Annotated in this window: 20 protein-coding genes, 1 tRNA gene and 1 pseudogene; 2 read left to right on the forward strand and 20 right to left on the reverse strand. The window is 69.5% G+C overall.

Features of this window, described 5'->3' with window-relative positions; all coding sequences use genetic code 11:
- Window positions 1-482 precede the first annotated feature (482 nt).
- From ACFPZ3_RS68805 to nadD, 9 genes and pseudogenes are all read right to left on the reverse strand, one after another.
- Window positions 483-1400 carry a hypothetical protein gene (locus ACFPZ3_RS68805; protein WP_379525115.1) on the reverse strand — a complete coding sequence of 306 codons (918 nt, stop codon included), beginning with the start codon at window positions 1398-1400 and terminating at the stop codon, window positions 483-485.
- Between the two features lie 23 nt (window positions 1401-1423).
- A complete protein-coding gene (locus ACFPZ3_RS68810) occupies window positions 1424-1765 on the reverse strand; it encodes a PadR family transcriptional regulator (RefSeq protein ID WP_379525116.1) in 342 nt (113 codons plus the stop codon).
- Between the two features lie 582 nt (window positions 1766-2347).
- Window positions 2348-2420, reverse strand: a tRNA-Ala gene (locus ACFPZ3_RS68815).
- Window positions 2421-2723: 303 nt separating this feature from the next.
- Window positions 2724-3350: pseudogene (locus ACFPZ3_RS68820) on the reverse strand (fumarylacetoacetate hydrolase family protein).
- A 234-nt stretch (window positions 3351-3584) separates the two neighbouring features.
- Complete coding sequence (locus tag ACFPZ3_RS68825; protein ID WP_379525117.1) at window positions 3585-4532, reverse strand: MBL fold metallo-hydrolase; 948 nt, start codon at window positions 4530-4532, stop codon at window positions 3585-3587.
- Between the two features lie 36 nt (window positions 4533-4568).
- On the reverse strand, window positions 4569-4907 hold the full coding sequence (locus ACFPZ3_RS68830; protein WP_379525118.1) for a LysR family transcriptional regulator: 339 nt from the start codon (window positions 4905-4907) through the stop codon (window positions 4569-4571).
- 124 nt (window positions 4908-5031) lie between these two features.
- A complete protein-coding gene (locus ACFPZ3_RS68835) occupies window positions 5032-5661 on the reverse strand; it encodes a histidine phosphatase family protein (RefSeq protein WP_379525119.1) in 630 nt (209 codons plus the stop codon).
- 55 nt (window positions 5662-5716) lie between these two features.
- Window positions 5717-6112 carry a ribosome silencing factor gene (gene rsfS / locus ACFPZ3_RS68840; RefSeq protein ID WP_379525120.1) on the reverse strand — a complete coding sequence of 132 codons (396 nt, stop codon included), beginning with the start codon at window positions 6110-6112 and terminating at the stop codon, window positions 5717-5719.
- Window positions 6113-6206: 94 nt separating this feature from the next.
- Window positions 6207-6824, reverse strand: coding sequence for a nicotinate-nucleotide adenylyltransferase (nadD, locus tag ACFPZ3_RS68845; protein WP_379525121.1), 618 nt, complete (start codon window positions 6822-6824; stop codon window positions 6207-6209).
- A gap of 87 nt (window positions 6825-6911) precedes the next feature.
- On the opposite strand from nadD, the gene ACFPZ3_RS68850 reads away from it, so the two are divergent.
- Entirely contained in the window at window positions 6912-7946 is a 1035-nt protein-coding gene (locus tag ACFPZ3_RS68850) for a M48 family metallopeptidase (RefSeq protein WP_379525122.1), read from the forward strand.
- Window positions 7947-8014: 68 nt separating this feature from the next.
- Here the strand turns inward: ACFPZ3_RS68850 and ACFPZ3_RS68855 are convergent, their stop codons facing one another.
- The 4 genes from ACFPZ3_RS68855 to proB form a co-directional block, all read right to left on the reverse strand.
- Window positions 8015-9715 (reverse strand): protein kinase domain-containing protein, encoded by a 1701-nt coding sequence (locus ACFPZ3_RS68855; RefSeq protein ID WP_379525123.1) that lies wholly within the window; start codon window positions 9713-9715, stop codon window positions 8015-8017.
- Window positions 9716-9797: 82 nt separating this feature from the next.
- Window positions 9798-9974: a hypothetical protein gene (locus ACFPZ3_RS68860; RefSeq protein WP_379525124.1), complete on the reverse strand. Its 177-nt coding sequence runs from the start codon at window positions 9972-9974 to the stop codon at window positions 9798-9800.
- Window positions 9975-10024: 50 nt separating this feature from the next.
- Entirely contained in the window at window positions 10025-11299 is a 1275-nt protein-coding gene (locus ACFPZ3_RS68865; RefSeq protein WP_379525125.1) for a glutamate-5-semialdehyde dehydrogenase, read from the reverse strand.
- 74 nt (window positions 11300-11373) lie between these two features.
- Complete coding sequence (proB, locus tag ACFPZ3_RS68870) at window positions 11374-12516, reverse strand: glutamate 5-kinase (protein ID WP_379525126.1); 1143 nt, start codon at window positions 12514-12516, stop codon at window positions 11374-11376.
- 55 nt (window positions 12517-12571) lie between these two features.
- Between proB and ACFPZ3_RS68875 the strand changes: the two genes are divergently transcribed.
- Complete coding sequence (locus ACFPZ3_RS68875; protein ID WP_379525127.1) at window positions 12572-13330, forward strand: SDR family oxidoreductase; 759 nt, start codon at window positions 12572-12574, stop codon at window positions 13328-13330.
- Window positions 13331-13332: 2 nt separating this feature from the next.
- Here ACFPZ3_RS68875 and obgE read toward each other — a convergent pair whose 3' ends face one another.
- The 7 genes from obgE to ACFPZ3_RS68910 form a co-directional block, all read right to left on the reverse strand.
- The gene (gene obgE, locus ACFPZ3_RS68880; RefSeq protein WP_379525128.1) at window positions 13333-14685 is read right to left on the reverse strand and encodes a GTPase ObgE; all 1353 of its coding nucleotides are present in this window, start codon (window positions 14683-14685) and stop codon (window positions 13333-13335) included.
- A gap of 229 nt (window positions 14686-14914) precedes the next feature.
- Window positions 14915-15172 carry a 50S ribosomal protein L27 gene (gene rpmA / locus ACFPZ3_RS68885; RefSeq protein ID WP_090773491.1) on the reverse strand — a complete coding sequence of 86 codons (258 nt, stop codon included), beginning with the start codon at window positions 15170-15172 and terminating at the stop codon, window positions 14915-14917.
- A gap of 15 nt (window positions 15173-15187) precedes the next feature.
- Window positions 15188-15490, reverse strand: coding sequence for a 50S ribosomal protein L21 (rplU, locus tag ACFPZ3_RS68890; RefSeq protein ID WP_357867130.1), 303 nt, complete (start codon window positions 15488-15490; stop codon window positions 15188-15190).
- Between the two features lie 218 nt (window positions 15491-15708).
- Window positions 15709-18888: an Rne/Rng family ribonuclease gene (locus ACFPZ3_RS68895; RefSeq protein WP_379525129.1), complete on the reverse strand. Its 3180-nt coding sequence runs from the start codon at window positions 18886-18888 to the stop codon at window positions 15709-15711.
- A 144-nt stretch (window positions 18889-19032) separates the two neighbouring features.
- Window positions 19033-19800, reverse strand: coding sequence for a TIGR03936 family radical SAM-associated protein (locus tag ACFPZ3_RS68900; protein ID WP_379525130.1), 768 nt, complete (start codon window positions 19798-19800; stop codon window positions 19033-19035).
- A gap of 138 nt (window positions 19801-19938) precedes the next feature.
- Window positions 19939-21849: a TIGR03960 family B12-binding radical SAM protein gene (locus ACFPZ3_RS68905; protein WP_379525131.1), complete on the reverse strand. Its 1911-nt coding sequence runs from the start codon at window positions 21847-21849 to the stop codon at window positions 19939-19941.
- Between the two features lie 20 nt (window positions 21850-21869).
- On the reverse strand, window positions 21870-22049 hold the full coding sequence (locus ACFPZ3_RS68910; protein WP_379525132.1) for a hypothetical protein: 180 nt from the start codon (window positions 22047-22049) through the stop codon (window positions 21870-21872).
- Window positions 22050-22094: the final 45 nt, after the last annotated feature.

Genomic DNA, 22094 nt, shown 5'->3' on the forward strand with positions numbered 1-22094 from the left:
AAGACCGGCTCAAACTCCTCGCCAGCCTCGCAGCCATTCCAGACAACCACCCTCACCACACAGCCACCCGAGACGCGCAGCCCTCACCGCACAGTCACCCCAGACGGACAGCCCTCACCACCCAGTCACCCCAGAGGACAGCCCTCACCACGCAGCCGCTTAGGACGCTCCGCTCTTATCGCACAGCCACCCCACAGGCATCGCCCTCACCACGCAGCCACCTGAGCGCGCACTCTCACCACGCAGCCACCCCGGACGCGCCACCCTCACCAAACAGCCACCCGGACGCGCCACCCTCACCACAACGACCCAGCTCCCCCTTCCCACCCTCCATCAAGTCCCCCACAAGACGGCTGTCGCGCCATCACCGTGACACCTCATCCGCACCAAGCCCTCACGACCACCACCCAATTCGCGGAACGACGAATGAGGCGGTGCACCAGCGTGGAGGATCAGGGCGTGGAGGATCAGGGCAGGGAGGATCAGGGCAGGGTCTGGCTCTGCGACTGGTCGGCAGGCTCAGGAGGTTCCGCCGCCTTCAGCCGGTTTTGCAGTCTTTTGAGCCACCACCGCGGCGCGGACACCAGAGACACCCGCAGAATCAACAAGGAAGCAACCGCAAGCCCGGTGACCAGCAGAGGCTGCCAGAACGCCGCCAGTTCGGTCCCGAGCAGGATGCCCAGCCCAACCCCCGCGTACGAGCCCAGGAAGGCAGCCGCCCGCACCCCATGCACGTTGTCCCGATGAGGCCCGAGCAGGACGTTCATCGCCCGGCGCCGCAGCGGCTCCCGAGGCGGCGTCGGTATCTTGCCCACAGGCACCCGGATCGCCCTACGTAGGAGCAGCCGTCGTGTGGCGGCAAGCAGACCGGTGGTCAGCAGCAGCGTGATCGCCAGCCCGATCGACGTCCCGAATGCCACGGTCAACGCCCAGCCCAGAACCGCCCCGAGCGCCGGCCCGGTGGCGCCCCCGATGCTGAGCAACTGCGTCAGAAGCACGCCGAGCAGTACGCCGGCACTCGCCGAGATCATCATGCCGGTGATCAGAACGCAGAGATTGGCCGGTATGCGCATCACCTCGACGATGGCCTGCCAACGCTCACGATCGGCATGGAGTGTGGCTCTCCTGTCCCGAATGGAGGCCACCACGTGCGCGCTCCTGATCAGCCCGACGCTGTACCGAATGCCGAGAACCAGGCGAGACAGAGGGCGAGCATCCTCCCCGCGCAGAACTTCCTGCAGCTCGGGGTACCACTCCTCGTCATGGAGCGACACGCGCATGTTCTCCGGCAGCCTGCGTCGGGCGATCCTCAGCAAGGCGATGGGGATCCGGTCGAGCTGGCCCCTGATCTCCTCGCTGACGAGTTCGGCCAGCGCGGCGCCGAAGAGGGTGCCGATCACGGAGGCAACGACTAAGAGGACATTCATGCGTACCCGCCCTCGGGCCGCGCGATCGGACGTGCCGGGGAATGCGGGCTGATACGGGCACTCAGCTCGGCCAGCGACTGCCGCGCAACAGTGGCGCCATCCGCCGTGAGAAAGTACAGCCGCCTGGCCGGACGGCCCTCCTCGCTGGGATCGATGTTCTCCCGTCGCCCCTCGATCCATCCTGCCGCCTCAAGCCTGGCCAGGATCGGGTAGAGCGTCCCGCTTTGCAGCCGCGCCTGTCTCATCAACTCGAATCCGTATCTGGGCATGGAGACGTCTTCAAGGAAGATCTTGAGCACGCTGGCCACAGTCGTGGTCAGGCGCACTTCAGCAGGCATGTAGAAACTCTACATAGGGCCTAGCGGCTGCGCCCCTGTCCAGCGAGTGACACCCGCATGACCTCCACCCACCCGAAGCCCCTGTCCCCCAACACGCCCCTCAACGAAAGCGGCACCCGCTTCATCCCCAGGACTCAGCCCAGAGCGACGACGATCCCGACTCCCTCAGGACCCCCAGCCCCAACCCCACAAAGATGGCCCCGATCCCCTCGGAGCCCACTCGATCCCCTCGGAGCCCAGCCCAGAGCGACGGCCCCGACCCGCCAGGCCCCAGCCCCAGCCCCAGCCCCACCACGACGGTCCCGATCTCCCATCAAAGCCCAGCCCCACAAAGACGGTGCCCATCCCACCAGAGACCGGCTCCGCCGCGACGGCTCCGCTCCCACCCCAGCGCTCCGCAAGACTCCGATCCCATCCTGTCCATCGTGGCCGGCCTGCTGGCCGTCACCCCCACTCGCCGGTGCGGCCACCTGCGCCGCCACACCGCGTTTCGCCTCCCGCGCCCACCACCGGAACAAAACGCCCCAGAACGCCAAAACGCCCCTGACCCGTCGATGAAACAGGTCAGAGGCGATACAGGGGTGGAGCTATGGGGATTCGAACCCCAGACCTCCTCCATGCCATGGAGGCGCGCTACCAACTGCGCCATAGCCCCTGGTCACCGCTCCGAGTCCACCCGTTACGGCGCTCCGAGAGCATATAGCCATCCGCCTCGATTCGCCTAATCGCACCACCCTCCCGAACACACCCACGGCAACCGCTACCAACAGCAGCCACCACCGCCCCTCCCGAACGCCAGAACACCCTGGTAGACGCAGCCCACACCACAGTTCGGATCAAGCACCACGCAGCGCCCCCAGATCGTCCGCGACCGGCTCAACTCCCCTCCACGACCCGGCGCCGCTGCACCCCGAGCAGATCCACGCTGATCGCGACAGTGTCCCCAGGCGCGAGCGGCTCATGCGCCTCGAACCCCAGGCGCGAGCGGCTCATGCGCCTCGAACCCCAGCCGCCCCCACAACTCCGCCAAACACCCCCCACCACACGTGCCCGACCCCAGTACGTCCCCGGCCCGCACCTCAGTCCCCCGAGACGCGTACGCGACCATCTGCGGATACGAGAACGCCATGTTGCTCCACCGATCCCCGCCCACGGTGAGCCCGTTGACGCCAGCCGTCATGGGCAGGTCGAAAGCGTTCCCCGCACGGTACGGCTCCAGCTCATCCGGCGTCACCAGCACGGGTCCGAGCGTCGTCGCGGTGTCCTTCCCCTTCACCGGCCCCAGCCGCACCTCCATCTCGGCGACCTGCAGATCCCGCGCCGACCAGTCGTTCATGATCACCTACCCCGCGATGTGCCCGGCGGCCTCCTCGACGCCCAGGTCCCGCCCACCGCGCCCGATCACCGCCGCCACCTCCAGCTCGAAGTCGAACACCCCGCACCCAGGCGGCACCGGCACGTCGTCGTACGGCCCGAGCACCGCGAACGGATTGGTGAAGGAGAAGGCCGGAGCCGCGTACCACTGCTCGGGCACCTCCGCGCCCACCAGCTTGGCCACACCCTCGACGTGCTGCTCGAAGGTCATGAAGTCCCGCACCGTCGGCGGGTCGGGGATGGGCGCGCGCAACCGTAAGGATTCGAGCGGTACGACCTCCGCCGGCGAGTGCAGGGCGGCCTGACCGGCGGTCGTCAGGTCGTCGAGCAGGTCGACCAGCCGCACCCCCGGCGGCAGGGCGTACACCTCTCCGGAGACCAGCACCCCGGCCCGATCGCCCGAGAAGCGCGCCCCGCATAAGTGACGAACCTCATCGCAGCCTCCTCAAACACCCGTCGGGAAAGGGCCGCGGTTCCACAACATGGCGTCGCCGAAGGCGGCCAGAAGGTCCACCTCGGCGCCCGCAGCGTCGGCGTAGGCGCGGTGGAGGTTGAGCACGAGCCGTTCCGCGTCGGGCCAGCCCTCGAATTCCCGCAGGTCGGCGCGCCGGGCCGCGTCCAAGGGGCTCAGTCCCCGATCCATCCCGGTCCGCGCGGTCTGCGCGATGAAGCGGTAGTACCGCTCATGGTCGGCCAGGATGCCCGGCAGCGCGTCCGAACGCGCCAGCGGCCCGTGCCCGGGTACGACATGATCGGCGCCGAAGTCCGCCAGCCAGTCCAGCGACTGCAGCGCCCCGTCCAGCGACCCCATCAGCACCAGCGGCGTGAGCCCGTGGAAGAGCAGGTCCCCGGCGAACAGCACACGCTCCTCCGGCAGCCAGGCGACCACGTCGCCGGTCGTGTGCGCGGGATGACCGGGATGAAGCAGGTCGATCCGCCGCCCGCCGCTGTAGATCGTCAGCTCGGAGCGGAACACGAGCGCCGGTGGCCGCCGCGTCACCGCCCCCCAGTCGGGCACCGGTGACCAGAACGGCGGGCACCGGTCGATGACGAAGTCGTTCAGCACCGCGTCGCGTACGCTCTCATGACCCACGATCACCGTCTGCTCGGGCAGCAGGCTGTTGCCGTAGGTGTGGTCACCGTGCTGGTGCGTGTTCACCGCCGCCCTGATGGGCGCCTCATCGGTGGCCTCGGCGAGCGCCCGTAAGAACCGGCGCGTACGCTCCTCGGTGGCGCAGGTGTCGATGACGATCGTGCCGTCGTCCCCCGTCACCGCGCCCGCGTTGTTGACCCACCAGGTCCCGTCGGGCTGCACCCACGCGTGCACTCCCGGCACGATCTCCTTCAGTGCCGCAGCCTCGAGCCTCGTGTTCGTGGTGCGCTGATGTCCCATGCGAACGACTCCACCACGCACCCCGCGCAGCCATCATCAGCAGGAAAGGTTACGATCCCCAAGATCGCCCCGCGCCACCTCGACCGGCCCATGCGCCACTGCGACCGACCCACCAGGCGCTTCCGACCGCGCCACCTCGGCCAGCCCATCCACCGCCGCCAGCACCCGCCGCGCCTCGGCGACCAGCCGCTCCCCCGCCGGCGTCAACACGACCTTCCGGCTCGTACGCTCGAACAACCGCCGCCCGACCTCACGCTCCAGCCGCTGAATATGCCGCCCGAACGGCTGAGCCGCGATGAAATGCCGCCGCGCGGCGCGCCCGAAGTGCAGTTCCTCGGCAAGCGTGACCGCATAGCGAAGTGACCGAATCTCCATCGACGAACCTTCCCCGACGTCAGCGGCCTGCCGTCCCAGGCCGCCGCGGTACCTGTCGTGGTGTGATTCGTCCGAGATCTCGCGCCGTATGTCGCCCGTACGGCCCCCGAGCCGTACGAACGCGTTACGCCTCGGCGTCCGGCTTGTCGTCGCTGTGCACCGGCTCGGGCAGGGTGCCGGCGTTGTGCTCCAGCAACCTCCACCCCCTGCGCCCTTCGTGCAGCACGGACCAGGAGCAGTTGCCCAGCCCGCCCAACGTCGGCCACAGGGCCTCGGGCAGCCCGAGCAGCTCGCAGATCCCGAGCCGCAACGCGGCCCCGTGCGAGACCACGACCAGAAGGCCGTCGTCGGGCATCCGGCCGGCCCACCGGCGCATCGCGGTCGCCACCCTGGCGGCCACCTCGGCGACGGGTTCGCCGTCGGGCGCCTCCCAGGCCGCGTACTCCTCGGGCCAGCGCGCGGCGATCTGCTCGCGGGTGAGACCTTCCCACTGCCCGCCGCCCCGCTCGCGCAGGTCCTTGTCGACCCCCACGTCGAGCCCGACGATCCGCGCCAGCGCCAGCGCGGTGTCGTTGGCCCGTTGCAGGTCGGAGGAGACGATCATGGTGGGCCGCAGCGAGGCCAGAAGTGACCCGGCCCGCGCGGCCTGCGCGACGCCGGTCTCATCGAGCGGAATGTCCGAGTGTCCCTGAAAGCGCTGCTCGACGTTCCACAGCGTCTGCCCATGACGCAGACAAACGATGCGCTTGCTCATGCAGCTTCCTCGCTCAACGCTCGGAACCGGCGCGGGGATTCACCGCTGCGTTCGCTCACGCGCGGGTCCGCTGAAGGTTGGCCTGCATGACGCTCTCCGGCAGCGAGATGGCCGGGCAGTCCTTCCACAGGCGCTCGAGCGCGTAAAACGTACGGTCGTCCTCATGCTGGACGTGCACGACGATGTCGAGGTAGTCGAGCAGCACCCAGCGGCCCTCGCGCTCTCCTTCCCGGCGCACGGGCTTGGCGTCGGCCTCGATGCGCAGCCGATCCTCGATCTCGTCGACGATGGCGCGGACCTGGCGATCGTTGGTGGCGGAGCAGAGCAGGAAGGCGTCGGTGATGACGAGCTGTTCGCTCACGTCGTATGCGAGGATGTCATCGGCCAGCTTGTCGGCCGCGGCTTCCGCGGCGATGCGCACGAGCTGGACGGATCTGTCAGATGCGGTCACGATGCGGGTCTGTCCTCCTGTGTCGGCAGCATGCCCATACGTTGAGGGTACCCTTCCAGCCCGAAACCCCTCACCTATGTATCCGCGAACCGCTTCAGCCTGCCGCGTTGTACAGCCCGCGCTTGTTGATGTACTGGACGATGCCATCAGGCACCAGATACCAAATCGGCTCACCCTTTGCCACCCGCTGACGGCACTCGGACGAGGAAATGGCCAGCGCGGGAATTTCCAGCAACGTCACCCGGCCTTCCGGCAGGCCAGGGTCGTGCAGGGTGTGCCCGGGACGCGTACAGCCGACGAAATGGGCGAGCTGGAACAGCTCGTCGGCTTCCTGCCAGTCGAGGATGGCGCCGAGCGCGTCGGCGCCGGTGATGAAGTACAGGTCAACCTCAGGACCGTAAATATCCGCAATATCGCGCAAAGTATCGATGGTGAACGTCGGTCCGGGCCGATCGACGTCAGCCCTGCTGACGGAGAAGCGGGGGTTCGACGCGGTCGCGATGACCGTCATCAAATAGCGGTCCTCGGGAGCCGAAACCACCCGCTCAGCCTTCTGGTACGGCCGCCCTGTGGGCACGAAGACGACCTCGTCGAGCTGAAAATGGTGGGCCACCTCGCTGGCGGCGACAAGGTGCCCGTGGTGGATGGGATCGAACGTCCCACCCATCACACCCACTCGCCGCTTCCCCTGCACACCAGGCGCGTTCATCATGAAACGGACCTTACGCGGACGCTCTTGCGCAACATGATGGCACCCCCCTTCGTGATGGCCGCGCATCACTTCCGTTGCGGACGTAGCATGCCGGGCATGACGACCACCCCGGACCGCAACCGCGTCCAACTGCCCGGCATCTCGTCCCGCGCCTACGAACACCCCGCAGACCGGTCCGCTCTGGTCGCTCTGCGCAAGTTGAGTGGGTTCGACACGGTTCTCAAGCAGATGTCCGGCCTCGTGAGCGAGCGCCGTCTTCGCCTGATGTACCTGGCCTCGGCCGTACGCGTGAGCGAGACCCAGTTCCGCTCCGTATACGACATGGGCCGCGACGCCGCCTACACGCTCGACCTGCACCGGATCCCCGAGATCTACGTCCAGCAGGACCCGCAGGTCCAGGCCAAGGCCATCGGCTTCGACGACCCGTTCATCGTCGTGACCACCGGCCTGCTCAACCTCATGAACGAGGAGGAGCAGCGCTTCGTCATCGGCCACGAGACCTCGCACATCCTGTCGGGGCACGCGGTCTACCGGACGATGCTCGACATCCTCACCACCCTCGCCGCCCGCGTGGCGTGGATCCCCCTCGGCTACATCGGCCTGCGGGCGATCGTCGCGGGCCTGGAGGAGTGGTACCGCAAGTCCGAGCTGTCCTCCGACCGCGGCGGCCTGCTCGTCGGCCAGGACCCGGAAGCCGGAAAGCGCGCGCTGATGAAGCTGGCGGGCGGCGACTACACCCACGAGATGAACATCGAGGCGTTCCTGGAGCAGTACCAGGAATACGACACCGCGGGCGACCTTCGCGACGGCTTCCTCAAGGTTCTCAACCTGCTCGGCACCACCCACCCGTTCGCGGTCGTGCGCGTGGCGGAGCTGGACAAGTGGCAGCGCACCGGCGAATACGAGCGCATCCTCAGCGGCGACTACCCCCGCAGGGAGGACGACCCCAACGCGAGAGTGACCGACGAGATCAAGGCGGCGGCGGAGTCCTACCGCGCGTCCTGGTCGCAGTCGCAGGACCCGTTCATCGGCGTGCTGCGCGACGTGGCCGAGGGCGCTGTGAACGCCGGCGAGCGCATCTTCAACCGCTTCTCCCGCCCCCGCGACGGCGGCCAGGGCTGAACACCACGCGGCCGATCCATTTGATCAACCGCGCTGGCCCGCCGTAAAGGCGGCGGGCCCTCGAAGCGTCAGAGCAGAAGGGCGATGGCGCGTACGGCAGCCGCGCACAGGGCGACGAACCCGCCCAGCACGGCCAGTGCGCGCAGCCCCTCCCTGCGAAGGTCAGGCAGCCGGTGCCCGATGCGCTCGATCTCCCGCCCGGTGATGCCGCCGCACAACATGCCGAACACCACACCCGCCACCGTGACGGGCGCGGCCTGCTGCCACCAGTCGGAGTCGATCTCCCCGCCGCCGGTGGCCCACAGCGCTCCGCCCGACGCCACCGCGACGGGCACGCCCGGCCACACGACGGCGGTCAGGGCCGCCCCGGCCAGCGCGACCGGGAAGAGCATCACGCGCAGCGTCACCCGCGTACGCCGTGAGCTGCGCTTCCTGACCATCCAGTGACTCATCCACAACGTCCTGGTCAGCACCACGAACACGGTCGTGATCGCGATCGAGGCGATGGGCCAGATCACCGAGGCCACCACGCACGGCACGGCCAGCACCGCGAGCAGCAGCAACGCGCCGTTGCCCGCGGGCAACGTGGTGGAGGAGTCGCCCTTGCGCCGGGTCTGCGGCCTGAGCGCCGGCCTGCTCCTGACGGCCGCCGCCGTACGCTGCTTGGCCCGGGGCCCGGTGGCCTTCCCGTCCCCGCTCGTACGGCTCCGCGGCGGCGGCACCTTGCCCTCCGCGCGGCTGCGCGCCACCACGTCCTTGCTCTCGGCGCGGCCGCGCGCGGCGGTTCCCTCATGCCGGGCACGCCCGCGCGGCGCCGGCACCTTGCCCTCCGCGGGCACCGCGTTCGGCCTGCTACGGGCCTTGGCCTCCCCCCGGGCCTCCTCAGCCGTACGGCTGCGCACCGCCGTGCCCTTGCCGCCCTCCTCCACCGCGTCGGCCACCCGCCCGCCGGTGGCGGCCTCGGTCTCGGTCGCGCCGGTGGCCTTGGCCAGCCTGGACAGCCGATCGGCCAGCAGCGCCGCCGTGGGCCGCTTGCCTGGCTCCCGGTTGAGCGCCGCGCGCACCAGCGGCAGCAGCTCCACCGGCACGCCCTTGAGGTCGGCCTGCCCGTTCAGCACCGCGTACATCTGCGCCTCGGCCGTCCCCCGCCCGAACGTCGGCCGCCCCGTCGCCGCGAAGGCCACCGTGGCGGCCCAGGCATGCACGTCGGCGGGCGAGTCCACGTGCTCGTCGGCGAAGGTCTCCGGCGCCGTGTAGCCGGGCGTGCCGAGGAACGTACCGGTCATGGTGAGCCGCGTCGCGTCCAGCACCTGGGCGATGCCGAAGTCGATCAGCACGGGCCCCTGCTTGCCCATGATGATGTTGCCCGGCTTGAGATCGCGGTGCACGACCCCGGCCGCGTGAATGATCGCGAGGGCGGCGGCGATGCCCCGGGCCATGTCGACGAGCTGGGCCACGTCGAGGCGCCCGTTCTGGCGTACACGATCGAGCAGCGTGACGCCCTCGATGTGCTCCATGACCAGGTAGGGCCGCGCACAGCTCAGGTCGGCGTCGAGCACCTTGGCGACGTAGGGGCTCTCGACCCTGCGCAGCGCTCTCACCTCGCGCTCCAGCCTGATGCGCGAGGTCTCGTCCTCGGCGAGGTCGTGCAGGACCTTGAGAGCCACGTGTTCGCCACGGCGGGTGGTGGCGAGGTAGACCTCTCCCATTCCACCCCGGCCAAGCCGTTCGACCAGGGTGTACGGCCCGACCTTGCCGAGCTTGCTCACCGTCCCTCCCCGCCCGGCGCGCCCATAAGGGACACAACCCTAGCGCCGGTACGTGAGTTGCCGCTTGAGGCACGCCGAAGGTTTATCGGCGAGTGTGATCGGTGAGCATGCTGTCGAGCCCCGCGGTGGGCTCGTCCGACAACTGCCTGCGTCCTTTCCTGCCCCAGTTGACGTGACCGCGGCTCTCCAGCCAGAGCAGCAGCCGGTCGGCGCCGAACAACACCGCGGCCGAGAAGATGAGGGCGACGACGATTTCCATGTCTCCCAGTCAACCCACGGCGCACGGTGCCGGTCAGGCCGACACGCCGACTAACCGGCCACCACCGTGCCCTCTGACGTGCGCAAATGCCCCTCACCCGTATAGATCCACTTGGTCGAGGTGAGCTCGGGCAACCCCATCGGGCCGCGCGCGTGCAGCTTCTGGGTCGAGATGCCGATCTCCGCGCCGAACCCGAACTCCCCGCCGTCGGTGAACCTCGTCGAGGCGTTGACCGCCACGGCCGCCGAGTCGACCAGCGCGACGAACCTGCGGGCGGCTCGTTGCGACCGGGTGACGATGGCGTCGGTGTGACCTGACCCGTATCGTCTGATGTGCGCCACCGCCTCCTCCAGCGATCCGACGACGGCGGCGGCGATGTCGAGCGAGAGGTATTCGGCGTAGAAGTCGTCCTCGGTGGCGGGCACGACGCCCGAGCCGTAGCCGGCGACGCGCGCGTCGCCGTGCACGGTCACGCCCGCCTCGCGCAGCGCCTCCAGCACCTTGGGCACGAACGCGTCGGCGACCTGCTCGTGCACGAGGAAGGTCTCGGCGGCGTTGCACACCGACGGCCGCTGCGCCTTGGCGTTGACCACGATCTGCACGGCCACGTCGAGATCGGCCTCGGCGTCCACGTAGACGTGGCAGTTGCCCACGCCGGTCTCGATCACCGGCACCGTGGACTCCTCGACCACCGAGCTGATCAGCGACGCGCCGCCGCGCGGGATCAGCACGTCCACCAGCCCGCGGGCCCGCATGAGCTCCTTGACCGAGTCGCGCGTCTGGCCGGGCACGAGCTGCACGGCCCCTGCGGGCACCTCGGTCGCCTCCAGCGCCCCCTGCATGATCTTGACCAGGGCGGTGTTGGAGGAGTAGGCGCTGGACGAGCCGCGCAGCAACACCGCGTTGCCGCTCTTGAGGCAGAGCGCGGCGGCGTCGACGGTGACGTTGGGGCGGCCCTCGTAGATGATGCCGATCACGCCCAGCGGCACCCTGAGCTGGCGCAGCTCCAGCCCGTTGGGCAGCGTCGAGCCGCGGACGACCTCACCGACCGGATCGGGCAGGTCGGCCACCTCGCGCACGGCCTCGGCGATGCCGCCGATCCTGGCCTCGTCGAGCCGCAGCCGGTCGACCATCGCCTCGGAGGTGCCCTGGGCCCTGGCCCGCTCGACGTCTTCCGCGTTGGCCTCGACGATCTCCACCGCGTGGGCGACCAGGGCGTCGGCGATCGCGCGCAACGCCCGGTCCTTGGGCGCCCGCGGCAGCGGGGCCAGCTCGGCGCCGGCCTCTCGCGCCGCGCGGGCGACCTTCAGGAACTCTGTACTCATTGCTCCGCTCCGCTCCTTCGGGCCCACAAGCCCCGCGTTTCCCTCGCCACTACGGTCGCTCCTCGGCGGAGCTTTCAGCTGTGGGCTTCCAGTATGACCATGTCGTCGCGGTGGATCAGCTCACGTTCATATTCCGGACCGAGCGTGCTCGCCAGCTCCCTCGTGGAGCGCCCCAGCAGGCCCGGGATCTCGACGGCGTCGAAGTTCACCAGCCCGCGGGCCACCACGAGCCCTTCAGGGCCGCACAGGTCCACCGGATCGCCCGCGGCGAACTCTCCCTCCACCGACGTCACCCCGGCAGGCAGCAGCGACTTGCGGCGCGCCACGATGGCCTCCACGGCGCCCTGGTCGAGGTGGAGGAGGCCGCGCCCGGTGGTGGCGTGCGCGAGCCACAGCAGGCGCGTGCCGGGATGCCGGCCCCCGGGGTGGAAGTAGGTGCCGACGTCGGCCCCGCTGAGGGCCTGGGCGGCGTGCGCGGCCGCGGTGAGCACCACGGGCACGCCCGCGCCGGTGGCGATCCTGGCGGCCTGCACCTTGGTCACCATGCCGCCGGTGCCGACCCCCGCGCCGTTCTTGCCGAGCTCGACCCCGATCAGGTCCTCGGGCCCGCGGATCTCCGCCAGCCGGCGCGAGCCGCTGCGGCTGGGCGGGCCGTCGTAGAGCGCGTCCACGTCGGACAGCAGCACGAGCGCGTCCGCGTGGATGAGATGCGCCACCAGCGCCGCCAGCCGGTCGTTGTCGCCGAAGCGGATCTCGTCGGTGGCCACCGTGTCGTTCTCGTTGACGATGGGCACGATGCCCAGCTCCAGCAGCCTGGCGAGGGTGCGCTGGGCGTTGGCGTGGTGGGCGCGCCGCATCATGTCGTCGGCGGTCAGCAGCACCTGCCCCACGCGCAGGGAGTAGCGGGCGAAGGAGGAGGTGTAGCGGGCCACCAGCACGCCCTGCCCGACGGAGGCGGCCGCCTGCTGCGTCGCCAGGTCGCGCGGTCGCGCGCTCAGCCCGAGCGGGCCGAGGCCCGCCGCGATCGCTCCCGAGGAGACCAGGATGATCTGCGTCCCGGTACGCCGCCGCGCCGCCAGCACGTCCACCAGAGCGTCCACCCGATCGACGTCGATCATGCCATGGGGGGTGGTGAGCGAGGAGGAGCCGACCTTGACGACGACCTTCGAGGCTGAGCTGATCTGTTCCCGCACGTCTGGCAGCCTATCCGCTCGCATCACCGGACAATTACTTTATTGACTGCATTACTTCATCGAGTGTAGTCATTAAGCCATGGACACACGTACCTACGTAGTCACCGGCGCCGCCTCGGGCATCGGCGCCGCCACCGCCGACCACCTGACCAAGGCCGGGGCCGAGGTGATCCGCTGCGACGTGCGCGACGCCGACCTGACCACCCGGGAAGGCCGCGACAAGCTGGTGTCAGAGGTCACCGCCCGCTCCAACGGCAGGATCGACGGCCTCGTCGCGGTCGCCGGGCTCGCCATCCCCTCCGAGGCCACCGTCCGGCTCAACTTCTTCGGCACGATCGCCACCCTGGAGGGCCTGCGCCCGCTCCTGGCCGCCGCCGAGCAGCCGAGGGCGGTCGCCGTCTCGTCGCTGAGCGCCATCGTGGCCACGGACCAGACCCTGGTCGAGGCCTGCCTCTCGATGGACGAGGACGCGGCCGCCGCGGCCGCCCGCCGGACCATCGAGTCCGGGCGCGGCCGCATCGTCTACCCGTCCAGCAAACTCGCGCTCAACCAGTGGCTCCGCCGCACCGCCGTCACCCCTGACTGGGCCGGCTCCGGCATCCCGCTCAACGCGGTCGCGCCGGGCGTCGTCGACACGGAGACGGCCAGGACCACGTTCCTGAACGACCCCGCCACGCACGACTTCATCGCCGAGGCCATGCCCCAGCCTCTGGGCTTCCCCGGCCCTGTGGACGCGATCGCGTCGTTGCTGGCGTGGACGGTGAGCGCGGACAACTCCTTCATGACCGGCCAGATCCTGTACGCCGACGGCGGCGCGGAGGCCACCCTCCACCCCTAGCACTACCCCAGGCGGTTGTCGGTCCCCCGCGGCCCGGTCCGCACCGACTCGGCGCTCAACGTGGGCTGCCAGTCGAAGATGTAGCCACCCTCCATGGACCCGATGACCACCTCTACCCCGGCCTTGGCGCCGGCCTTGGCCAGCTGCTCCTCGACCCCCAGTCGCTCCAGCCTGTCGGCGAGATAGCCGACCGCCTCGTCATTGGTGAAGTCGGTCTGCCTGATCCACCGCTCGGGCTTCTCACCGGTGATCTGGAACAGGTTGTCGTTGACCCGCCGCACCCGGAACCCGGCATCCCCAAGCTGCTTGGGCCTGATCACCAGCCGCGTGGGCTCCTCGACCGGCTTGTTGGCCCGGGCCGCCGCCACCCACTCACCCATCGCGTACGTCAGCTCCCGCAGCCCATCATGCGTGGCCGCCGAAATCGTGAACACCTTCAGCCCCCGAGCCTCGAACTCGGGCGTGACCAGCTCGGCCAGCTCCCGGGCGTCGGGCACGTCGGCCTTGTTCAGCACGACCAGCCGCGGCCGGTCCTCGAGCTTCCCGTACGCCTGCAGCTCCGCCTCGATCACCTCGTAGTCCGTGATCGGATCCCGCCCCGGCTCCATGGTGGCGCAGTCGATGACGTGCACCAGCATGTCGCACCGCTCGACGTGCCGCAGGAACTCGTGCCCGAGCCCCTTCCCCTGCGACGCACCGGGAATCAACCCGGGCACATCGGCAACGGTGAACACGTTGTCCCCAGCCGTCACCACGCCCAGATTGGGGATCAAGGTGGTGAACGGATAGTCGGCGATCTTCGGCTTGGCCGCGCTCAACGCCGCGATCAGCGAGCTCTTCCCCGCGCTCGGGAACCCCACCAGCGCCACGTCGGCGACGCTCTTGAGCTCCAGCATGACGTCGAGCGTGTCGCCGGGCTCACCGAGCAGCGCGAACCCCGGCGCCTTCCGCTTGGTGGAGGCCAGGGCGGCGTTACCCAGCCCGCCGTGCCCGCCCTCGGCGATCACGTATCGTGTGCCGGCTCCCACGAGGTCCACCAGCACCTCGCCGGTGCCGGCGTCCTTGACCACGGTCCCGTTGGGCACGGGCAGGATCACGTCCTCGCCGTTGGCGCCGTCGCGGTTGGACCCCTGCCCCTGCTTGCCGTTGTCGGCCTTACGGTGCGGCCGGCGGTGGTAGTCGAGCAAGGTGGCCGTGTTGGGATCGACTTCGAGAACGACGGCACCGCCCCGCCCGCCGTTGCCCCCGTCCGGGCCGCCGAGCGGCTTGAACTTCTCCCGGTGGATGGAGGCGCACCCGTTCCCCCCGTCACCGGCCCCGATGTGAAGGACCACCTGGTCCACAAAGTCCGGCATCCCGCATTCCTCCATCGCCCCACCAGGGGCATCTCATTCCAACACGCGAGGCCCGAGGACCCCGCCCCCGCACATCCCCGGCCGGACACCTTCCCCTGAGTCCTGCCCAGAGACGGCCTGAGGACCCGGTAAAGCCCCAGAAAAACGCAAAGGGGCGGATCGACACCCGATCGGATCGATCCACCCCTGCAGCAACAAAACCCAAGGTCGAAAGGAGAAAGGAAGAACCTTACTCCGCGACGGGAACGATGCTCACGGCCCGGCGGCCGCGCTTCAAACCGAACTGCACGTGACCAGCGGCCAGTGCGAACAGCGTGTCATCGCCACCACGGCCCACGTTGTCACCGGGGTGGAAGTGGGTGCCGCGCTGACGGACGATGATCTCGCCCGCGTTGACCAGCTGACCACCGAAGCGCTTGACGCCCAGTCGCTGGGCGTTGGAGTCACGACCGTTCCGGGTGGACGACGCGCCCTTCTTGTGTGCCATCTCTCAATCTCCCGTTCAGGCCTGCTCGATACCGGTGATCTTCACCTGGGTGTACCGCTGACGGTGCCCCTGGCGCTTCTTGTAACCGGTCTTGTTCTTGTACTTGAGAATGCGGATCTTCGGGCCCTTGGTCTCACCGAGGATCTCGGCGCTGACCATGAACTTGCCCGCCTCGGTGGTCACATCGCCGTCGTTGACGACGAGCACCGTCGGCAGCGAAACCGAAGAGCCGACCTCGCCGGCGACCTTGTCCACCTCGAGGACGTCACCGACGGAGACCTTCTGCTGCCTGCCGCCGCAACGAACGATCGCGTACACCGCGGAACCCTTCTACTGACTCACTGTTGATTTTCGAACATAAGCCACCTCACGAAGAGGTAGCCGCCGAATGCTGCGCCTGTCATTCGGCCTGTCTCAAACCGACGAACCGAGTAAGCGCGCCAACAGGGCACGTCACCTGACGCACCGATTCACCAGGGTACCGGATTAACGGTGCCCTAGGCGAACCGGACGGATCGTCGGAAGCCGATCGAGGGCTACTCGGCCGACTTGGCTCGGCGAGAGCGTCTCCGCCCTCTGCCAGAAGTCTGGTTTGCCTGGTCGTCCTCGGCCGGGACGGCTTCAAGCGCACCGGTCACGGTATCACGGCTGGCCGAGTCCTTGGCCGCGGAAACCTTGTCCGAGACCGCCTTCTCGACCGCCATCTTCCCCTGCGTACCGCGCGGCTCCGGCTTGGCTTCGACCGGCTCCGTGGAGACGATCAGGCCGCGCCCGTTGCAGCAGTCGCACGGCGTCGAGAACGCCTCCAGCAGCCCCTGACCGACCCGCTTACGCGTCATCTGGACCAGGCCCAGCGAGGTCACCTCGGCCACCTGGTGCTTGGTCCTGTCGCGGGCCAGGCACTCCAGCAGCCGCCGCAGCACCAGGTCGCGGTTCGACTCCAGCACCATGTCGATGAAGTCGATCACGATGATGCCGCCGATGTCGCGGAGCCTGAGCTGCCGGACGATCTCCTCGGCCGCCTCCAGGTTGTTCCTGGTGACGGTCTCCTCCAGGTTGCCGCCCTGCCCGGTGAACTTGCCGGTGTTGACGTCGACGACGGTCATCGCCTCGGTACGGTCGATCACCAGCGAGCCACCGCTCGGCAGCCACACCTTGCGCTCCAGAGCCTTGCCGAGCTGCTCGTCGATCCGGTACGACTCGAACACGTCGCCCTGCGCGCCGTCCCACTTCGACAGGCGCTCGGCCAGGTGCGGGGCGACGTACTTGACGTACTCGTCCACCGTGTCCCAGGCGTCGTCGCCCTGCACGACGAGGTTCGTGAAGTCCTCGTTGAACACGTCGCGCACGACCCGGATGGTCAGATCGGGCTCGGCGGACAGCAGCTCGGGCGGGCTGGCCGACTTCGCCTTCTTCTGGATGTTCTCCCACTGCGCCGACAGCCGCGCCACGTCACGGGCCAGCTCCTCCTCGGAGGCGCCCTCGGCCGCGGTACGGACGATCACGCCGGCGTTCTCCGGCATGACCTTCTTCAGGATGCTCTTGAGCCGGGTACGTTCCTTGTCGGGCAGCTTGCGGCTGATGCCGGTCATCGACCCGTCCGGCACGTAGACCAGGTAACGCCCTGGAAGGCTGATCTGCGAGGTGAGCCGGGCGCCCTTGTGACCGATCGGGTCCTTCGTGACCTGCACGAGCACCGACTGGCCCGACTTCAGCGCCACCTCGATCCGCTTCGGCTGGCCCTCCAGCCCGGCGGTGTCGAAGTTCACCTCACCGGCGTACAGGACCGCGTTCCTGCCCTTGCCGATGTCCACGAACGCCGCCTCCATCGAGGGCAGCACGTTCTGCACCTTGCCGAGGTAGACGTTGCCGACGTAGGACTGGCTGGCCTCGCGGTTGACGTAGTGCTCGACGAGCACGCCGTCCTCCAGCACCCCCATCTGGGTGCGGTCGCCCTGCCTGCGCACCACCATCATGCGGTCGACGGACTCGCGGCGGGCCAGGAACTCCGACTCGGTGATGATCGGCGGACGCCTGCGGCCGAGCTCGCGCCCCTCGCGGCGACGCTGCTTCTTGGCCTCCAGCCTGGTGGAGCCGCGCACGCTCTGCACGCCGTCGGTGGCGGTGTCGAGCGAGGCCGCACGGCCCGAGCGCGGCGCACGGATGCGCACCACGGTGTTGGGCGGATCGTCGCTGGCCGGCTCCGCGCCCTCGTCGCCTCCCCTGCGACGGCGGCGACGCCGGCGGCGAGAGGAGGTGCCCTCCTCTTCCTGGGACTCCTCGGCCTGCTCCTCGTCGGAGTCCTCGCCGTCCTCGGCGTCGTCACGCTCACGCGCCTTGCCACGGCCCCTGCCGCCCCTGCGACGGCGGCGGCGCCGGCCGCCGCCCTCCTCTTCCTGCTCGTCGGAGGTGTCGGCGTCGGTCTCCTCCTCGGTGACCGTCTCGTCGACCGGCTCCTCGGCCTCCTCGGGCTCGGCGACGGGCTGCGGCGGCTCGGCCTTCTTGGTGACGGCGGGCTTGCCCCGGCTGGGGTCGGGCGCCTGGAACAGCGGCGCGAAGATGGCCGCCGGACGCTGGAACCCGGAATCCGGCTCACGCTGCCTGCGGGCGGCGGACATGCCGAACGGGTCGGCGAGCAGACTCGGCCGCTCGCTCTCCTCGTCGAGGTCCTCACCGGCGGGCTCGTCGTCGAGCGGCTCATCCACCGGCAGGATCTCCATGATGTCCTCGTCGGCCTCAGCCTCGACATCCTGCCCACCGGCGGCCTCACCGCCACGACCCGGCGCCGCCTGAGCGTCGGCGGCCTGCGCGGCCTGGAGGTCGTCGGCCTGCGCCGCCTCCTCCGCGGCCTGGGCCGCCTTGGCCTTCCTGCTCCGCGTACCCCGCGCGGCTCTGGCCGGAGCCGCCTCAGCCTCTCCGGCCGCGGCTGCCGCGGCCCTCCTGCCTCTCCTGGGGGCCGCCTCGGTCTCGCCACCGGGCACCTCAGCTTCTGTGCCGAACGGCGCGGCGGTCTCACCGCCGCCGGGAGGCGCGGCCTCCTCGGCGGGACCGGCCTCGACCCCGCCGACACGCGCCGCGGAGTCCTCCACGGAGCGCGCCTCAGCGGCGGGCTCCACGGCCTCCTCCGCCTTCTTACGCGTCCTGCGCCGCTTCACCGGCTCCTCGGCGGCGGGCTCCTCTAGGGGCTTCTCGCCCTCCGTGAGCGCTCCCGCCTCTTCCAGCTGCTCCTCGGCGGCCTTCTTCGTCGTACGGCGCCGCGTCGTCGTAGCCGTGGACCGCGTCCTCGCGGCCCTCTTCGGCTTCTCGGCCACAGCTTCGGCCACGGCCTCTCCCACGGCGGCCTCGACCGGGCTCTCCACCGGCGCGGCACCACCTTCGGCGGCGAAGGGCGTTCCAGGGGCCACGCCGCCGGCACCGGCAGCCGCCGGCCCAGCAGCGCCACCGGCAGCCGCCGTGCTGGCAGCCGCCTGGAGAATCTCAGGCGCGGGCTCTCCCGCCGCCCGCTGAGCGGCGGCGCTCTGCACCGGTTGCACCTCAGCCACCGACGGCGCGGCCTGCGCCGCCGCGACAGTGACCGGAGCGGAGGCCGGCTCCTCGGGCAGCTCCGGCGGAGGACCCGCGGGGCGGCTGGAGCGGCGACGCTTGGTCACCTCGGGCTGTTCAGTTGTCTCCCCGTCAGGGCCAGTGGCCCCGGCGTTGGGCTCGTTGTCGAGCATGCGGGCGTTCTCCCGTCAGCTCCCGGGCGCGTCGCCGCGCCGCGCAGGAGCCCTCGTGTCTCGTTGTCCGCCGGCGTTCCCGAAGCGGGCGCGCCGGCGCCAAGTCCTGTCAGCGGTCGTGCCCGGCTCGCGCCGGCCACTTCCTTAACCGGCGACGTGCTCACTCCCCGGTCCCGCCTCGCCGCCGCGCGTGATGTCGCGGTCCAGGTCGAGCGGGTCGGCAAGTGCACCGGTGCTTGCGTCAAGCGGCCCCTGCGCCAGCCTGGTCACCTCGGGGGGAACCGGCGGCGCGAAGTCGGCCACAAGGCGCAGCCCTGTGAGCACATCGTCGGGTCGAACGGCAGGCGTCATGTGCCGAACAACCATGCGCAGTATGACACACGGTTCTCCATGCACCTGAGCTGCGATTCTTTCTGTTCCCTCGGACACCGTGAGCCTCAGTACGGCCTGCCGCGCGTCGAAGCGCCGGGGACCCTTCTTGGTGAGGCGCTCGACTTCCACCGTGCCTTCCGCGAGGAACTTCTCCGCCGCCACCTCGGCGAGTTCGCGATCGACACCGGGCAGCCGCACCTCCCAGTCGGAGGCCTCCAAGCGGTCGGCCAGCCCCCCAGGACCTGCCTCCACAACGTCGAGCACATCGAGCCCAGACGGCAGCGACTCGTCCAGGTCCTGTCTGACCCGGCCGGGATCGCACGGCGTGGTAACACCGATCTCGAGGTATTCGGCTTCGCTGGCGACGCCGGTCGGCGCCGCGCCCGCGTAGGAGATCTTCGGGTGGGGCGAGAATCCCGCGCTGAAGGCCACCGGAATGCCGGCACGGCGAACCGCTCTCTCAACGGCCCGCGAGATGTCGCGGTGACTGGTGAAGCGCAGGCGGCCGCGCTTGGCGTAACGCACACGCAGGCGTTGCACCGTGGGCGCGGGCGGAGGCCCTTCGGGAACAGGTTTCAGAGCTTGTCGTCCTTCCCTTGTAAGAGTTCCTTAGTCCCAGGATAAGCCGCTCGGACGTATGGACGTGTACACCGAGACACGGTCCGCCCACTGAGCGCGCTAGACCACCGTAAGAGGAAGGAGTTTGCGCCCCGTGGGGCCGATCTGGATTTCGGTGCCCATGGTCGGGCAGACGCCGCAGTCGTAACACGGAGTCCAGCGGCAGTCCTCGACCTCGGCGCCGGAGACGGCCTCCTGCCAGTCCTGCCACAACCACTCACGGTCGAGCCCGGCGTCGAGGTGGTCCCACGGCAGGACCTCGTTCTCCTCGCGCTCACGCGTGGTGTACCAGTCGACGTCGACTCCCGCCTTCTCGGCGGCGGACATCCAGCGCTCGTACGAGAAATGTTCGCTCCACCCATCGAACCGGCCGCCGTCCTCCCAGACGGCCCTGATCACGGCACCGACCCTGCGGTCACCCCGCGACAGCAGCCCTTCCACGATGGACGGCTTGCCATCGTGATAGCGGAAACCGATCGCCCGGCCGAATTCCCTGTCGCCCCTGAGCGAGTCGCGCAACGCCTTGAGCCGCCGGTCGACGGTCTCGTGGTCGGCCTGGCCCGCCCACTGGAACGGCGTGTGCGGCTTGGGCACGAAGCCGCCGATGGAGACCGTGCAGCGGATGTCGCGGCTGCCGGTCGCCTCACGGCCCGCCTTGATGACCTTCTTGGCCAGGTCGCCGATGCCGAGCACGTCTTCGTCCTGCTCGGTGGGCAGTCCGCACATGAAGTAGAGCTTGACCTGCCGCCACCCCTGCGAATAGGCCGTGGTGACGGTGCGGATCAGGTCTTCCTCGGTGACCATCTTGTTGATCACCTTGCGCATGCGCTCCGAGCCGCCCTCCGGCGCGAACGTCAGGCCCGAGCGCCTGCCGTTCCTGGAGAACTCGTTGGCCAGGTCGATGTTGAACGCGTCGACCCTGGTCGAGGGCAGCGACAGCGAGGTGTTGGTGCCCTCGTAGCGGTCGGCCAGGCCCTTGGCCACCTCGGCGATCTCGGAGTGGTCGGCGGAGGACAACGACAGCAGGCCGACCTCGTTGAAGCCGGACTGCTCGATGCCGTTCTCGACCATCGCCCCGATCGTGGTGATGGACCGCTCGCGCACCGGGCGCGTGATCATGCCCGCCTGGCAGAACCGGCACCCGCGCGTGCAGCCGCGGAAGATCTCCACGCTGAACCGCTCGTGCACCGTCTCGGCCAGCGGCACCAGCGGTTTCTTCGGGTAGGGCCACTCGTCGAGGTCCATCACGGTGTGCTTGTGCACCCGCCACGGCACGTCGGCGCGGTTGGGCGCCACGCGCTTGACGCGGCCGTCGGGGTGGTAGTCGACGTCGTAGAACTTCGGCACGTAGACCCCGCCGGACTCGGCGAGCCGCATCAGCAGCTCGTCACGCCCGCCCGGCTCGCCCTCGGCCTTCCACTCGCGCACGACCTCGCTGATGGCGATGGAGATCTGCTCCCCGTCGCCGAGCACGGCCGCGTCGAGGAAGTCGGCGATGGGCTCGGGGTTGAAGGCCGCGTGGCCGCCGGCCAGGACGATCGGGTCGTCGTCGCCACGGTCCACGGCCAGCAGCGGGATGCCGGCCAGATCGAGCGCGGTCAGCATGTTGGTGTAGCCGAGCTCGGTCGAGAACGACACCCCGAGCACGTCGAAGGCCCGCACAGGCCGGTGCCCGTCGACGGTGAACTGCGGGACGCCCTCGGCCCGCATGAGCGCCTCCAGATCGGGCCAGACCGCGTAGGTGCGCTCGGCCAGCGTGCGGGGGAGCTCGTTGAGGATCTCGTAGAGGATCGCCACACCCTGGTTGGGCAGCCCGACCTCGTAGGCGTCCGGGTACATCAACGCCCATCGCACATCGGCGGAGTCCCAGTCCTTGACGGTCGAGTTGAGCTCACCCCCGACATACTGGATGGGCTTCTGCACCTTGGGCAGCAGCGCTTCCAGGCGGGGGAATATCGACTCGACAGACATAGGGTCCAGGGTAGCGGCGCTCAGACGGTGGCGGGTCCGGGGATGTCTATGTCGTTTCCACTGAGCACCAGAATGTGATGCCCTTCGTAGCAGGTGAGCTCGACGGCGATGACACCGCTCTCCAGGTTGTGCACACCGACGACATGATTGGCGGGCAGCAGAAAGCGCTCCTCGCACTCATCGCAATAGGCCAAGAACATACCTGCCATTTTCCCGCCTGAACGGCTTTGAGGACAGGGCAGAGC

The sequence above is a fragment of the Nonomuraea insulae genome (assembly GCF_042656245.1).

Excerpts from the sequence above, each read along its gene's own strand:
- ACFPZ3_RS68810 (WP_379525116.1), bottom strand. The coding sequence starts at position 1,765 with ATGCCTGCTGAAGTGCGCCTGACCACGACTGTGGCCAGCGTGCTCAAG.
- ACFPZ3_RS68825 (WP_379525117.1), bottom strand. The coding sequence starts at position 4,532 with ATGGGACATCAGCGCACCACGAACACGAGGCTCGAGGCTGCGGCACTG.
- ACFPZ3_RS68830 (WP_379525118.1), bottom strand. The coding sequence starts at position 4,907 with ATGGAGATTCGGTCACTTCGCTATGCGGTCACGCTTGCCGAGGAACTG.
- ACFPZ3_RS68835 (WP_379525119.1), bottom strand. The coding sequence starts at position 5,661 with ATGAGCAAGCGCATCGTTTGTCTGCGTCATGGGCAGACGCTGTGGAAC.
- nadD (WP_379525121.1), bottom strand. The coding sequence starts at position 6,824 with ATGATGAACGCGCCTGGTGTGCAGGGGAAGCGGCGAGTGGGTGTGATG.
- ACFPZ3_RS68850 (WP_379525122.1), top strand. The coding sequence starts at position 6,912 with ATGCCGGGCATGACGACCACCCCGGACCGCAACCGCGTCCAACTGCCC.
- ACFPZ3_RS68860 (WP_379525124.1), bottom strand. The coding sequence starts at position 9,974 with ATGGAAATCGTCGTCGCCCTCATCTTCTCGGCCGCGGTGTTGTTCGGC.
- ACFPZ3_RS68865 (WP_379525125.1), bottom strand. The coding sequence starts at position 11,299 with ATGAGTACAGAGTTCCTGAAGGTCGCCCGCGCGGCGCGAGAGGCCGGC.
- proB (WP_379525126.1), bottom strand. The coding sequence starts at position 12,516 with ATGCGAGCGGATAGGCTGCCAGACGTGCGGGAACAGATCAGCTCAGCC.
- ACFPZ3_RS68875 (WP_379525127.1), top strand. The coding sequence starts at position 12,572 with ATGGACACACGTACCTACGTAGTCACCGGCGCCGCCTCGGGCATCGGC.
- obgE (WP_379525128.1), bottom strand. The coding sequence starts at position 14,685 with ATGCCGGACTTTGTGGACCAGGTGGTCCTTCACATCGGGGCCGGTGAC.
- rpmA (WP_090773491.1), bottom strand. The coding sequence starts at position 15,172 with ATGGCACACAAGAAGGGCGCGTCGTCCACCCGGAACGGTCGTGACTCC.
- ACFPZ3_RS68895 (WP_379525129.1), bottom strand. The coding sequence starts at position 18,888 with ATGCTCGACAACGAGCCCAACGCCGGGGCCACTGGCCCTGACGGGGAG.
- ACFPZ3_RS68905 (WP_379525131.1), bottom strand. The coding sequence starts at position 21,849 with ATGTCTGTCGAGTCGATATTCCCCCGCCTGGAAGCGCTGCTGCCCAAG.
- ACFPZ3_RS68910 (WP_379525132.1), bottom strand. The coding sequence starts at position 22,049 with ATGTTCTTGGCCTATTGCGATGAGTGCGAGGAGCGCTTTCTGCTGCCC.